The sequence below is a fragment of the Cellulomonas sp. McL0617 genome (assembly GCF_049994875.1).
In the GTDB taxonomy this organism is placed as follows: Bacteria; Actinomycetota; Actinomycetes; order Actinomycetales; family Cellulomonadaceae; genus Cellulomonas.
This window is the reverse complement of the sequence record NZ_CP188256.1, coordinates 2,319,320-2,332,617: the sequence shown is the minus strand read 5'-3', so window position 1 is coordinate 2,332,617 and position 13,298 is coordinate 2,319,320. Positions and strand designations below refer to the sequence as shown.

Annotated in this window: 15 protein-coding genes; 11 read left to right on the top strand and 4 right to left on the bottom strand. The window is 72.0% G+C overall.

Going from position 1 to position 13,298, the window contains the following annotated elements; translation table 11 throughout:
• Positions 1 to 16: 16 nt before the first annotated feature.
• Positions 17 to 1,174 (bottom strand): LysM peptidoglycan-binding domain-containing protein, encoded by a 1,158-nt coding sequence (locus ACPPVS_RS10600; RefSeq protein ID WP_426592232.1) that lies wholly within the window; start codon positions 1,172 to 1,174, stop codon positions 17 to 19.
• A 144-nt stretch (positions 1,175 to 1,318) separates the two neighbouring features.
• Here ACPPVS_RS10600 and ACPPVS_RS10595 point away from each other — a divergent pair, with 144 nt between their 5' ends.
• Positions 1,319 to 1,735 (top strand): Rv2175c family DNA-binding protein, encoded by a 417-nt coding sequence (locus tag ACPPVS_RS10595; protein WP_426592231.1) that lies wholly within the window; start codon positions 1,319 to 1,321, stop codon positions 1,733 to 1,735.
• 109 nt (positions 1,736 to 1,844) lie between these two features.
• Here ACPPVS_RS10595 and ACPPVS_RS10590 read toward each other — a convergent pair whose 3' ends face one another.
• A complete protein-coding gene (locus ACPPVS_RS10590) occupies positions 1,845 to 2,966 on the bottom strand; it encodes a polyprenyl synthetase family protein (RefSeq protein ID WP_426592230.1) in 1,122 nt (373 codons plus the stop codon).
• Between the two features lie 10 nt (positions 2,967 to 2,976).
• Positions 2,977 to 3,504, bottom strand: coding sequence for a hypothetical protein (locus ACPPVS_RS10585; protein ID WP_426592229.1), 528 nt, complete (start codon positions 3,502 to 3,504; stop codon positions 2,977 to 2,979).
• A gap of 150 nt (positions 3,505 to 3,654) precedes the next feature.
• Between ACPPVS_RS10585 and ACPPVS_RS10580 the strand changes: the two genes are divergently transcribed.
• The 8 genes from ACPPVS_RS10580 (at position 3,655) to ACPPVS_RS10545 (ending at position 9,464) form a co-directional block, all read left to right on the top strand.
• The gene (locus ACPPVS_RS10580) at positions 3,655 to 4,779 is read left to right on the top strand and encodes a DUF4192 domain-containing protein (RefSeq protein WP_426592228.1); all 1,125 of its coding nucleotides are present in this window, start codon (positions 3,655 to 3,657) and stop codon (positions 4,777 to 4,779) included.
• 103 nt (positions 4,780 to 4,882) lie between these two features.
• Positions 4,883 to 5,272: a universal stress protein gene (locus ACPPVS_RS10575; protein ID WP_426592227.1), complete on the top strand. Its 390-nt coding sequence runs from the start codon at positions 4,883 to 4,885 to the stop codon at positions 5,270 to 5,272.
• A gap of 187 nt (positions 5,273 to 5,459) precedes the next feature.
• Positions 5,460 to 7,010 (top strand): RNA polymerase sigma factor, encoded by a 1,551-nt coding sequence (locus ACPPVS_RS10570; RefSeq protein ID WP_426592226.1) that lies wholly within the window; start codon positions 5,460 to 5,462, stop codon positions 7,008 to 7,010.
• Positions 7,011 to 7,243: 233 nt separating this feature from the next.
• Positions 7,244 to 7,930: an FMN-dependent NADH-azoreductase gene (locus ACPPVS_RS10565; protein ID WP_426592225.1), complete on the top strand. Its 687-nt coding sequence runs from the start codon at positions 7,244 to 7,246 to the stop codon at positions 7,928 to 7,930.
• A gap of 65 nt (positions 7,931 to 7,995) precedes the next feature.
• The gene (locus ACPPVS_RS10560; RefSeq protein WP_426592224.1) at positions 7,996 to 8,355 is read left to right on the top strand and encodes a VOC family protein; all 360 of its coding nucleotides are present in this window, start codon (positions 7,996 to 7,998) and stop codon (positions 8,353 to 8,355) included.
• The gene (locus tag ACPPVS_RS10555; RefSeq protein WP_426592223.1) at positions 8,352 to 8,705 is read left to right on the top strand and encodes an ArsR/SmtB family transcription factor; all 354 of its coding nucleotides are present in this window, start codon (positions 8,352 to 8,354) and stop codon (positions 8,703 to 8,705) included. The genes ACPPVS_RS10560 and ACPPVS_RS10555 overlap by 4 nt, the downstream gene beginning before the upstream one ends.
• On the top strand, positions 8,692 to 9,189 hold the full coding sequence (locus ACPPVS_RS10550; protein WP_426592222.1) for an SRPBCC domain-containing protein: 498 nt from the start codon (positions 8,692 to 8,694) through the stop codon (positions 9,187 to 9,189). The genes ACPPVS_RS10555 and ACPPVS_RS10550 overlap by 14 nt, the downstream gene beginning before the upstream one ends.
• A complete protein-coding gene (locus tag ACPPVS_RS10545) occupies positions 9,186 to 9,464 on the top strand; it encodes a YciI family protein (RefSeq protein WP_426592221.1) in 279 nt (92 codons plus the stop codon). Before ACPPVS_RS10550 ends, ACPPVS_RS10545 begins: the two co-directional genes overlap by 4 nt.
• A 92-nt stretch (positions 9,465 to 9,556) precedes the next feature.
• Here ACPPVS_RS10545 and ACPPVS_RS10540 read toward each other — a convergent pair whose 3' ends face one another.
• Positions 9,557 to 9,766, bottom strand: coding sequence for a DUF7455 domain-containing protein (locus ACPPVS_RS10540; RefSeq protein ID WP_196804457.1), 210 nt, complete (start codon positions 9,764 to 9,766; stop codon positions 9,557 to 9,559).
• Positions 9,767 to 9,984: 218 nt separating this feature from the next.
• On the opposite strand from ACPPVS_RS10540, the gene ACPPVS_RS10535 reads away from it, so the two are divergent.
• Together ACPPVS_RS10535 and ACPPVS_RS10530 are read left to right on the top strand one after the other, a co-directional pair.
• Positions 9,985 to 12,108 carry a DNA gyrase/topoisomerase IV subunit B gene (locus ACPPVS_RS10535; protein ID WP_426592220.1) on the top strand — a complete coding sequence of 708 codons (2,124 nt, stop codon included), beginning with the start codon at positions 9,985 to 9,987 and terminating at the stop codon, positions 12,106 to 12,108.
• Between the two features lie 42 nt (positions 12,109 to 12,150).
• Positions 12,151 to 13,182, top strand: a complete 1,032-nt coding sequence (locus tag ACPPVS_RS10530; protein ID WP_426592219.1) for an N-acetyltransferase family protein — start codon at positions 12,151 to 12,153, stop codon at positions 13,180 to 13,182.
• Positions 13,183 to 13,298 lie beyond the last annotated feature (116 nt).

The following is a 13,298-nucleotide window of genomic DNA, read 5'->3' as shown; positions in this document are numbered from 1 at the left end:
GGGGCAGGCCCGACGATCAGCGGAAGCGCGTCATGTGGGTCTGCACGTTGGCCACGTAGCGCCGCGTGTCCGCGAACATGCCGTTGCGCTGCACGGACGTCGCGCCCTGGTAGTACCCGGCGATCGCCGTGGGCAGGTCCGGCGCGCCGTTCACCAGCGAGCGCAGGATCGCGACGCCGGCGACGACGTTGTCGTCGGGGTTGACGAGGTTCAGCTCGCGCCCGACCAGCTGCGAGGCCCACACCCCGGAGCTGGGGATCACCTGCATGGCGCCGATCGCGTTGGCGGGGGAGACGACGGCGTGGTTGAAGCCCGACTCCTGGAACGCCACCGCCTGTGCGAGCGCGGGGTCGACGCCCATGGCCCGCGCCGTGGCGACGACCTTCGCCTGCATCTGCGCCTTGGTGGGCACCCCGGAGCTCTTCAGCGCCGCGAGGTTCGCGTTGGCCGCCGCGACGACCGGGTCCGAGTACGTCCGGCCCGCGAACGTGTTTCCCACGGCCGCTGCGGGCGGTGCCGCGACGGGGACCGCGAGTGTCTGCCCGATGCGGATGAGCGCGCGAGCGCTCAGCCCGTTGGCGGCGATGATCGCCTGCACGGAGGAACCCAGCTTCGTCGCGACCGAGGAGGCCGTGTCGCCGGACTTCACCGTGTAGGCGACCGACCTGGTGGCCTGCGCGACGGCGGCCGGCGCCGGCCGTGCGGCCGCTTGCTGTGCCGCCGTTCCCGGGATGGTGAGCGACTGCCCGATGCGGATCGAGGCGCGCGCGTCCAGACCGTTCGCGGCCACGATCGCCTGGATGCTGGTCCCCGTCCGGGACGCGATCCGGCTGACGGTGTCGCCGGAGACGACGGTGTAGGCGACCGCGGCGGGAACGGGCGCGGGAGCCGGCGCCGGTGCAGCCGCTGCTGCGCCCGTCGGGATCGCCAAGACCTGCCCGATCCGGATGCGGGACACGTCGGCCAGCGAGTTCGCCCGCGCGATGGCCGCGACCGTGCTACCGCTGCGGGCGGCGATGTGACCGACGGTGTCTCCCGACCGGACCGTGTACTGCCCGTCGGCGTGGGCGGCGCCGGCCGTCGCCGTCGCCGCGACCGCAGCCAGCGCGAGAGCGCCGGTGCCGGTGGCAACGCGGCGGAGCCCGACAGAACGGGCGGCGGCGGACTGGGACATGAGAGGCACCTCGTGTTGCGGAAGTTAACGAAAGGGTCCTGTGTGACAGGAGTGACAAAATGTGACGGTAGACCACCCCATCCCGTCTGGAAAGCGCACGCCGGAATTGCCGGGGTGTAATTCCCGGTTGCGTACTCTGGTCGGGTGAACGCATCAGCAGCAGACGCCCTGGACATCCTCGTTGGCGAATGGCTCACCGTGCCCGACGTCGCCGAGCGCCTGGGCACAGATCCCTCGAAGGTCCGTCGCATCGTCCAGGAGCGGCGCCTCGTGGGTTCCCGCCGCGGTGACCCCCGCGTGTTCTCGATCCCGGAGGCGTTCCTGGTACCGGGCCATCTGGCCAACCCGGCGCAACCGACGCAGCCCGATGCGCACGCGCCGTGGACGGTGCTCGCCTCGCTGCAGGGCACCCTGACCGTGCTGTCCGACGCCGGGTTTGCCGACGACGAGGCCATCGAGTGGCTGTTCACCGCGCAGGAGGCCTTGCCGGGGACTCCGATCGAGGCTCTGCGAGCCGGTCGCAAGACGGAGATCCGCAGGCTGGCCGCCGCCGAGCTCTGACCGTCAGGCCGCCGGTCGGGCGATGTGCTTGCTGAGCGGCGGGCTGCTGGTGGTGGTCGGGCCGGCCGGTCGACCGCTGTGGTTGCTGAGCGGCGGGCTGCCGTGGTGGTCAGGCCCGCCGGTCGACCGCCGCATGAGCCAGACCCACCAGCTGCTCCCGCGCCGGGTCCGGCCAGTGGCATTCGTCCATGAGCTCGAACGCGGTGCCGGCCAACCCTTCGATGAGCTGTTCGATGTCGTCGCCGGCACCGGTGGCCTTGATCGCGTCGGCCAGCTGGGTGACGTCCGACTCCGTCAGCGTGCGATCACCCAGCCGGGTGCGCAGGAGCGTCACCGTGGCCTCGTCGCCGGTCGCCCGAGCCCGGGCGACGGCGCGGGCGGTCAGCACCGTCCGCTTCCCCTCGCGCAGGTCGTCGCCCGCCGGCTTGCCGGTGGTGACCGGGTCGCCGAAGACGCCGAGAAGGTCGTCGCGCAGCTGGAACGCCTCGCCGAGCGGCAGCCCGAGCGCTCGGCACGCGGCGAGGTTCGCCTCGCCCGCGTCTGCGAGAGCGGCGCCGAGGGTGATCGGGTGCTCGACGCTGTAGCGGGCGGCCTTGGCGCGGATGACCTCGCGCGACCGCACCTCGTCGGCAACCGGGTCGTCGCCCCACGGGAGCGCCTGGGCCAGCACGTCGAGGTACTGCCCGACGGTGACCTCCGTCCGCATGAGGTCGAACACGGCGCGAGCCTGCTCCGCCCGTTGCACCGGCTGGGTCGCCAGCGCGCCGGCGAACTCCTGCTCGCTCGCCACGAGTGTCAGGTCGCCCAGCAGGATCGCCGCTGACATGCCGAACCGCTCCGGGTCGCCGGTCAACGCGCGTGCGGTGTGCAGGCGGGCGAACGCGCGGTGGGCGGCGGGGAACCCGCGCCGGGTGTCGGAGTCGTCCATCACGTCGTCGTGGAAGAGCGCGGCAGCCTGGAACAGCTCGAGCGCCGCCCCCACCCGGATCACCGCGTCGGCCTCGGGCCCCCCGGCGCGGCCCCCGTGCGCGCGCCACGACCAGTAGCAGAACGCCGCCCGGAGCCGCTTGCCGCCCGAGAGCATCTGCGCGACGGCGTCGGCCAGCTCGTCGGCGTCGTCGCTCGCCGCGGCGAGGACGGTGCGCAGCTGGGCGACGTGTCGCGCCAGCACGGCGTCGACGCGCGCGCGCACGCCCTCGACGTCGACGAGTGCGGGGGTCGAGGGTGTCACGCCGGGCAGCCTACGGCGCCGTCGTGCGCAGCCGCCCGCCGAGCGTGAGCGTCCGCTCGCCGTCCCGGTCGAGGATGCCGACCACGAGCAGCTCCGACCCGTCGCCGCGGGAGAAGGTCGACTGGGCGGCCAGCGCGGGTTCCGGGACCGGCGGGGTTCCCGCCACGAACCCGGCCGCCACCAGGGGCGCGCTGACGGCGGCGAGCAGGCCGGCGGTGTCCTGGTCGGAGCGCAGGTTCAGGCTCACCTCGGTGAGGTCGGTGCCGTCGACGGCTTCTGCTGACGAGACGAGCACCTCGGCGCCCGCCGGGACCGGGATCAGGTCGACCGGGAACCCCTGGACCAGCTGGCCGACGGCGGAGTGGGTGCTGTCGGTCCCGGGCAGCAACGTCTCGGTCGGGCTCGGTGCCGCGGTGACCGTCGTCGCCGACGCGGGACCCGACCCGGGCGCGCTCGTCGAGCATCCGCTCACGCACAGCAGCGTCACGACGGCAGCGGCGGCTGTGGCGCGCGCGAGAGTCGTCGACCTGCTGGGCATCGGGTCAGGTTAGCGGCCCGGGTTGTGTCTCCGGGATACGGATCGAGCCAGACACCGGTCGAGGCGACCACACCCCCCGGCCCGACCCGGTCCGCGCACAGATCGTCCGGGCGGCCCCCGCTGCACCCCACCGGCCGATGGGGTGGGGGCATGGAGATCACCACAGTTCGGATGAGCGAGCCCCGTGAGCTGCTCGCACTCATCCCGCACCGGCTCGGGTTCCACCCCAGGGACAGCGTCGTGGCGGTCAGCCTGCGGGCGCCGAGGGGTCGCGTCGGCCTGGTGGTCCGGGTGGACCTCGCGCACCTCGCGGACGTCCGGCAAGGTCCCGAGCTCGCGCGCCGGCTCGTGGCCTACCTCGGCCGGGACGACGCCGAGAGCAGCGTGCTCGTCCTCTACACGGACGACGATCCGCGCGGCAGCGGCGTCGGGGCCGCGCAGCGGGCTGCGGCGCACTTCCGCGATGCCGCCGAACCGGCGTTGGGCGACATCCCGGTCTGGGTCGTCACCGGCACCGGATACCTCTCGCTCGACTGCGTCGACGACTGCTGCCCGCCCGGCGGCCGGCCGCTGCGCGACCTCGACTCGACCCAGATCGGTGCGCACCTCGTCCTGGCGGGCTCCGCTGTCGCCGACTCGCGGGAGGACATCGCCCGCATCCGCGCGGCCCGTGCGGAGCGTCGACGGACGGTGGCGCGGGCGCGCCGGCGATGGGAGTACCGGCTCGCGGGAGCGGTCGCGGCCGGGCCCGAGGCGGTCGCGTCGTGGCGCCTCGACTCCGTCGTCGCGTGGCGGGAGGTCGTGCGACGGATGTCGGTGGCTGACGGTCGAGGTGCGCGGGTGCCGTGGGGCCGGCTCGAGGCCGGTCTGTCGGACCGCCGGGTCCGCGATGCGGTCCTCGTCTCGCTCGTGCCGGGCACAGGGGATCTCGCGGAGTGCTCCGTCGCGCCGGCAGCCCCCGACGACATCGACCGTGCGTTGGGAGCCGCGATGGCGAAGATCATCGACCCGGCCCGTGCGGTTCCCCCGCCGGAGCCCGCCACCACCGCGCACGAAGCCGCGCTCGAGGGGGTGGTCGCGCACGGCCGGACCGGTGGGCAGGCGCCGGCGCTGACGTTGCTCGCACTGCTCGCGTGGTGGCGAGGGGACGGCGCGCGGGCCCGCGTGCTGCTCGACGGCGCGCTCGAGGCGGAACCCGACTACCGGCTGGCCGTGCTCCTCGGCGACGCCCTGGGTGCCGCGGTGCCGCCGGGTTGGGTCCGGCAACGGGACTGACCTGCGACGGCGCCGTCCCGACCGACCGGTGATGCGGTCGTGGTGCGGGCTCGCCTCGGGTACGGTCACGAATGGGCCGTGTCGCCGTCGACAGGAGAGACCGATGGGAATCGTGGTGGGCTACCTGGCCACCCCCGAAGGTCGGGCCGCTCTCGATGCGGCGATCGATGAGGCCTCTCGCCGGCAGACGCCGGTCGTGGTGGTCGTCAGCGCCCGTCCCGGCGAGCCCGACGCCGACCGGGCGTTGGTCCAGGCCGACCTCGACTCGGTCCGGGCGCGGCTCGTCGAGACCGGGCTCGAGCACGAGGTCCGGCTGCTCGAGAGCGGCGACGTCGCGGACGACCTGATCGCGACCGCCGAGCAGGTCGACGCCCAGCTCATCGTCCTCGGGCTTCGTCGGCGCAGCCCCGTCGGCAAGCTCATCCTCGGCGCCAATGCGCAGCGCGTCCTGTTCGACGCAGGCTGCCCGGTGCTCACCGTGAAGCCGGGCTGACCGCCCGCCGGGCTCCCCGTGGGAATCTCTGGCCGTTCTCGTTCGTTGTGAGCGTGCAACCCCGTGAAATCCGTCCTTGACGGACGTCTGGTCGTGCCCGAGGGGACGGCGAGAGGCTCGCGAGGTCGGTACAATATCTATCTAGACTCCCGGCCCCTCCCGGTGTCGCGTTGCCGAAAGGTCGTTCGTGTCGTCTCAGACCCCGCACCCCGCACTTCCGCGCGAGTTCGAGCACCCTGCACTGCAGGAGCTCGTGATGCGCGGCCGCACGCACGGCACGGTCGGTGCCGAGGAGCTGCGCACCGCGTGCGAGCAGGCTGACGTCCAGGACGCCAAGCGCCTGCGCGCCGTCGTCCGCGGCCTTGCGACCGCCGGCATCGGCGTCACGGAGCCCGCTGCAGCGCCCGTCGCGAAGCCGGCCCGCGTCGCCGCAGCGACCAGTGCCAAGGCCCGTCCTGCCGCCAAGGCCGTCGTCGCGACGGAGGACGACGCACCCGTCGCAGCGAAGCCGCGGACCACCCGAGCCAAGGCCGCCCCGGCTGCCAAGGCCGCCCCGGCCGCCAAGGCGACCGAGGCGACCGCCGCCGAGTCCTCCGACGACGAGCCGATCGAGGGCGAGGAGATCGACCTCGAGGAGATCGAGGTCGTCGACGTCGTCGCCGAGGTCACGGAGGTCGTGGAGGCCGTCGACGCGACGGACGAGGACGACGAGTCCGAGGACGGCGAGAAGAAGCCCGCCGCCAAGGAGGAGGAGTCCGAGGACAGCGGGTTCGTCTACTCCGACGCCGACGACGACGACGCCCCGGCGCAGCAGGTCGTCACGGCCGGCGCCACAGCCGACCCGGTCAAGGACTACCTGAAGCAGATCGGCAAGGTCGCGCTGCTGAACGCCGAGCAGGAGGTGGACCTGGCCAAGCGCATCGAGGCGGGCCTGTTCGCCGACGAGCGGCTGAACTCGGGCGTCACCATGGAGCCCAAGATCAAGCGCGAGCTGGAGTGGATCGCCAACGACGGCCGCCGCGCCAAGAACCACCTGCTCGAGGCCAACCTGCGCCTCGTCGTCTCCCTGGCCAAGCGGTACACCGGCCGCGGCATGCTGTTCCTGGACCTGATCCAGGAGGGCAACCTCGGTCTGATCCGTGCGGTGGAGAAGTTCGACTACACCAAGGGCTACAAGTTCTCGACGTACGCCACCTGGTGGATCCGTCAGGCGATCACCCGCGCCATGGCCGACCAGGCCCGCACCATCCGCATCCCGGTGCACATGGTCGAGGTCATCAACAAGCTCGCGCGCGTCCAGCGCCAGATGCTCCAGGACCTGGGCCGCGAGCCCACGCCGGAGGAGCTGGCCAAGGAGCTCGACATGACCCCCGAGAAGGTCGTCGAGGTCCAGAAGTACGGCCGCGAGCCGATCTCGCTGCACACGCCCCTCGGCGAGGACGGCGACAGCGAGTTCGGCGACCTGATCGAGGACTCCGAGGCCGTCGTCCCCGCGGACGCCGTGAGCTTCACGCTCCTGCAGGAGCAGCTGCACCAGGTGCTCGACACGCTCTCGGAGCGCGAGGCCGGCGTGGTGTCGATGCGGTTCGGCCTGACCGACGGCCAGCCGAAGACGCTCGACGAGATCGGCAAGGTCTACGGGGTCACGCGCGAGCGGATCCGGCAGATCGAGTCGAAGACCATGTCGAAGCTGCGCCACCCGTCGCGCTCGCAGGTGCTGCGCGACTACCTGGACTGACCGGCGCACGCGCAACCTCAGCGCGGACCGATGACGCACGAGGCCCGGACCACCTGGTTCGGGCCTCGTCGCGTTCCCAGTGGGGCACGTCGTCCGGTCCCCGGACACGTGACGGTATCCCGAGCGGTATCCAGCCGAAACATCGTGTCCGTAATGTCCAGATCAGGAGGTGGGGCGGTCCACCTCTCGGCCGCAGGCTGGTCGCCCGCACATCTCTCGAGCAAGGGTCGGACATGCTGCTGCTGCACATCATTGCGTCTCCGCGACATGGGGAGTCCAACACCCTCAAGGCGTCGGAGGCGTTCATCGCCGGCCTCCGCGAGAGCCACCCGGACGTCGCCGTGGAGGTCATCGACCTCTACGACCACGACCTGCCCGCCATGGAGGGCGAGAACATCGAGGCGAAGTACGACCTGCTCGTCGGGCGTCCGATCGACCCTGAGCACGCGGAGGCGTGGGCGCACGTCGAGTCGTTGATCGCCCACTTCCGGTCCGCGGACGCCTACCTGCTCACCGTGCCGATGTGGAACCTGAGCATCCCCTACGCCCTGAAGTACTACATCGACTGCATCGTCCAGCCGGGCTACACCTTCCGGTACAACGCGTTGGGCTTGCCGGAGCCCATGGTCCTGGGCAAGAAGATGGTGATCGTCTCCACGCGCGGCAGCGACTACTCGGCCGGCGGCCCGATGCATGCCTACGACTTCATGGAGCCGTACCTGCGAGCGATCTTCGGCTTCATCGGGATCACCGACATCGAGCTCGTCTGTGGACAACCGATGCACGGCACTCCCGCGCAGCGCGAGCTGGCGCTCGTCGGGGCGATCGAGCGGGCGCGCGAGCTCGCGGCCGGCCCCGAGTGGGCAGCGGTCACCGCCGACCGGGTCGAGACGATGGCGGCGTCCTCCCAGCAACGGTAAGTATTGACTAACGGTTAGTCGAGGCTGACGATAGGAGGATTCGCTCGGTCGACCGGAGGTGGATCATGGGCAGTCCCGTCATGTGGTTCGACATCGTCAGCACGGACCCGGGCCGTGCTCGCGAGTTCTACACGCAGCTCTTCGGCTGGACGGCCGCGGCGCCGCCCGAGCTGGGCGGCTACACGCTCCTGGACACCGGCGCGCCCGCGGCGGAGGTCGGCGGCGGCATCGCTGCGGCGCAGGAGGGTGGGATGCCCGCCGGCATCCTGCTCTACGTGCGGGTCGACGACCTGGCGGCCACGCTGGCGAAGGCCGAGTCGCTGGGTGGGTCCACGGTGCGAGATCCCCTGCGGCTCCCGGGCGACAACGGCACCATCGCGGTGCTCGCGGACCCCGAGGGGCATGCGGTAGGACTGTGGGCGTGAGCCAGACGGACGCCGTGCTGCGAGCGCTCGCCGAGCCGCGCCGCCGCGAGATGCTCACGCTCCTCGCGCGCGACGAGGTCCCGGTCGGCCGACTGGCCGAGGAGTTCGACGTCACCCGCAGCGCGGTGAGCCAGCACCTGCGGGTGCTGGAGGACGCGGGCCTGGTGACGCGTCGGACGCAAGGCACGCGCAACTTCTACCGGTCGCGTCCGGAGGGCCTGGCCGACCTGCGGGCCTATCTCGACGAGACCTGGGCGGCCTCGCTGGACGTCGCTCGTCGGCTGGTGGAGGCGGAGGTCGGGGCGCTCGCCGACGACGGCGCGGAGGGCGACGACCGTGCCAGCGCGTGAACCGACGACGCTCGCGGCCCCGCCCGTCCGCCAGGCCACGACCGTGCGCGCGGACGTCGCGACGACGTTCGACGTCTTCGTGCGCGAGATCGGGGTCTGGTGGCCGGTCGAGCCGTTCTCGGCCGGCGGCGACCGCGTCCGCGACGTGACGCTGGAGCGCCGGCTCGGCGGGACCGTCGTCGAGACGTGGCACGACGGCACCACCCGCGTCTGGGGCGAGCTCGTGGCCTGGGACCCGCCGCACGGCTTCACGATGTCGTGGCTGCTCACGCCGGAGCCGACCGAGGTCGAGCTGCGGTTCCGCTCGCTGGCGGCCGGCCTGACCCGCGTCTCGGTCGAGCACCGCGGGTGGGAGCGCATGACCGAGGCGCAGCTCGGTGGCGCCTGCGCGCTGCCTGAGGGCTACCGGGGCGGGTCGTACGTGCGCGGCTGGGCCGTGATCTTCGGCCGCCTGGTCGACCACGTGGAGTCGGGGCTCTCATGAGCCAGGTCCGGTACGTGCTGCTGTACGAGTCGGGTCCGGACGTCCTGACGCTCGCACCGCTGCACGCGGCGGGGCACACCGCGCACTACGAGGAGTTCGCGTCGCGTGGGCTGCTCGTGGGCATAGGAACCTTCGAGCACCCCGAGGTGAACGGCGCGATGTGCGTGCTGGTGAGCCGGGAGGCGGCGGAGGAGTTCGCGGCCACGGATCCGTTCGTCGTGCACGGGGTCGTGCGGCGCTACCAGGTGCTCGCGTGGACCGACATGCTCGCCTGACCCGGCGCGCCGCCCGCCACGCGGGAGACGGAACGAGCCCCGGACCAGTGCGGTCCGGGGCTCGTCGCCGGTAGGTCTGCGTGCGCTCGCGATCAGGTCGCGGCGCCGGCGCCCGCTCCGTGCTCGGCCAGCAGGCGGTCGGTCTCGTCCTGCACGTGGGTGGCCAGCTCCGCGAACTTCGGCGCGTGCTCGCGTGCGTGGTGCGCGCAGAACAACAGCTCTCCGACCGGGAGGATGACCCGGACATAGGCCTGCGCGCCGCAGCGGTCGCAGCGGTCGGCTGCGGTCAGTGGTTGCGTCATGGTCCCCGTCACAGATCCATACAACCATCCCTGTCCCCGTTTGATGGCACCAGGAGCGGGTGGTTCGCTCACCGCGTAGCGGACTGTGACCCTCCCGAAACAAATCGAGATCTGCCGTAACGCGGGGGTGATTCGGACATTCGGTGAGGAAGCGGATCGGGGCGCTGGTGGCGGCATGGCAGCCGGGTCGTGTCGGGGTCGGCGGATACGATCGGCGGGTGACCACCACCTCCTCGCAGTCCGGCTACACGGCCCGGCACCTGTCGGTGCTGGAGGGCCTCGAGGCGGTGCGCAAGCGCCCCGGCATGTACATCGGGACCACCGACAGCCGGGGTCTGATGCACTGCCTGTGGGAGATCATCGACAACTCCGTCGACGAGGCCCTGGCGGGCTACGGGGACCGGATCGACATCGTGCTGCACGCCGACGGGTCGGTCGAGGTGCGCGACAACGGGCGCGGCGTGCCGGTCGACGTCGAGCCCAAGACCGGGCTGACGGGCGTCGAGGTCGTCTACACCAAGCTGCACGCGGGCGGGAAGTTCGGCGGCGGGTCGTACGGAGCGTCGGGTGGCCTGCACGGCGTCGGCGCCTCCGTGGTCAACGCCCTGTCCTCCCGGCTCGACGTCGAGGTGGACCGGAACGGCCGCACGCACCGCATGACGTTCCGCCGGGGTGAGCCGGGGACGTTCCACGACCGCGCCGGCATCGGCCCGGACTCGACGTTCGAACCGTTCGTCTCCGGGTCGTCGCTGGAGCTGGGCGCCAAGGTCGCGCGGGCCAAGACCGGGACGCGCGTGCGGTACTGGGCCGATCCGCAGATCTTTCCCAAGACCGCGGTGTTCGCCTACGACGAGCTGGTCACCCGCGCGCGCCAGACGAGCTTCCTGGTGCCGGGCCTGACGTTGATGGTTCGGGACGAGCGCGGCGTCGCCGGGACGCCCGGCGCCGACGGGCCGCACGAGGAGACGTTCCTGCACAGCGGTGGCGTCGTGGACTTCGTCGACCACCTGGCTCCGGACCCGGCCGTCACCGACACGTGGCGCCTCACCGGGTCGGGCACGTTCCACGAGACCGTCCCGGTGCTGGACGACCGCGGCCACATGACCGCGCAGGAGGTCTCGCGGCTGTGCGAGGTCGACGTCGCGCTGCGCTGGGGGACCGGATACGACACCGAGGTCCGCACCTTCGTCAACATCATCTCGACGCCCAAGGGCGGCACCCATCTGGCCGGGTTCGAGGCGGGGCTGCTGCGCACGCTGCGCAAGCAGGTGGAGGCGAACGCGCGCCGGCTGAAGATCTCGGCCCGGGACACCTCGGAGCGGATCGACAAGGAGGACGTGCTGGCCGGCATGACCGCGGTGGTCACCGTTCGTCTGGCCGAGCCGCAGTTCGAGGGTCAGACCAAAGAGGTGCTGGGCACCGGCGCCGTGCGCGCCATCGTCGCCCGCGTCATGGACACCGAGCTGGCCGCGATCTTCTCCTCGCCGAAGCGGGACCACAAGGCACAGTCGTCGCTCCTGCTGGACAAGATCGTCGGCGAGATGCGCGCCCGCCTGTCCGCGCGCAAGCAGAAGGAGATCTCGCGCCGCAAGAACGCGCTGGAGACGAGCTCGCTGCCCGCCAAGCTCGCCGACTGCCGGTCCGACGACGTCGAGCGCAGCGAGCTGTTCATCGTCGAGGGCGACAGTGCGCTCGGCACGGCCAAGCTGGCCCGCAGCTCGGACTTCCAGGCGCTGCTGCCCATCCGCGGCAAGATCCTCAACGTCCAGAAGGCCTCCGTCTCGGACATGCTCAAGAACGCCGAGTGCGCCGCGATCATCCAGGTGGTCGGGGCGGGGTCGGGGCGCACGTTCGACCTCGAGGCGGCGCGCTACGGGAAGATCGTGCTGATGACGGACGCCGACGTCGACGGCGCCCACATCCGCACCCTGCTGCTCACGCTGCTGTTCCGGTACATGCGGCCGCTCGTCGAGGACGGACGCGTCTACGCCGCCGTGCCACCGCTGCACCGGATCGAGGTGATCGGTGGCGGTGGGCGCAAGAACGAGTACGTGTACACGTACTCGGAGGCCGAGCTGGCGGCGACCCTGAAGAAGCTCGAGCGGTCCGGCCGGCGGTACAAGGACGACATCCAGCGCTACAAGGGTCTGGGCGAGATGGATGCCGACCAGCTGGCCGAGACGACCATGGACCCGCGGCACCGGACGTTGCGCCGCGTGACGGTGGCCGGCGCCGAGAAGGCGGAGCAGACGTTCGAGCTGCTCATGGGGACGGACGTCGCACCGCGCAAGGACTTCATCGTCGCGGCCGAGGGCCTGGACCGCAGCCGCATCGACGCCTGATTTCGGTTGCCCGAGCGGCCGAGGCCGGTCATCGTGGACGGCGTGACCGAGACCGACCGAGCGCCCATCATCGAGCGCGCGGCCGCGCCCGAGCACCTGCCGAGTCTCGACGGGCTGGGCGGCCTGACCTGGCGCCCGCTGAGCCGTACCGACGTGCCGGAGCTCTGGCGACTCGTGCTGGCGATCGAAGAGGCCGAGCAGCCGCCGTACCGCACCGCCGAGGAAGAGGTGGACGAGAAGTTCGACGGCGCCTGGAAGGACCACGCCCTCGACACGGTCGCGGGGATCGACGGCGAGGGTCGGATCCGGGCGTACGCGCAGGTGAGCCAGCCGCCGGGTGACACACGCGTGGTGCGTGCGTTCCTCGACGGTGGCGTGGACCCCCAGTGGCGCGGTCGGGGGATCGGACGACAGGTGCTCGCCTGGTCGCAGGGCCGGGGCCGACAGAAGATCGCGCAGTCCCGCAAGGAGCTTCCGGGTCGGCTGACCGTCTTCGTCGACGACGGCGCTGCCGAGACCCTCGGGCTCCTGCGCGCCGCCGGGTTCACGGCGGTCCGCTACTACGCGGAGATGAAGCGGCCCCTCGACGTCCCGCTGCCCGACATCCCCGCGCCCGACGGCATCTCGATCGTGCCCTGGTCGAGCGAGCTGGACGACCAGGTGCGCCTGGCGCACAACGAGGCGTTCGCCGACCACTGGGGCAGCGAGCCCCGGACCCCTCAGGAGTGGGCGCAGGGTCGCAGCATGTTCGCGCCCGGATGGAGCCTGGTCGCCGTCGACGACGCCACCGGCGAGGTGGTGGGGTACCTCCTGTCGTCCAGGTTCGAGCAGGACTGGGCGCTCAACGGGTACAGCGCCGGCTACACGGACCTGCTGGGCGTGCGGCGCGCGTGGCGGGGCCGTCGGCTGGCAGGTGCGCTGCTCAGCGCCGCGATGACGATCTACCGGGCGGACGGGATCGAGTACGCCGAGCTCGGCGTGGACACCGCGAACCCGTCCGGCGCGCACCAGCTCTACGCGAACCTCGGGTACGCGGTGTTCCACAGCAACGCCATGTACGCGATCGAGCTCTGAAGGTCACCCGGAGGGCCGTCGGGGGACGGGTCCGCGTCGGGTTATCCTCGGGCGCGGCGGGACGACGATGTCCCGTCGCACTGCAGCCGGTCGACGTCGCCCGGCGTCGAGGAGGT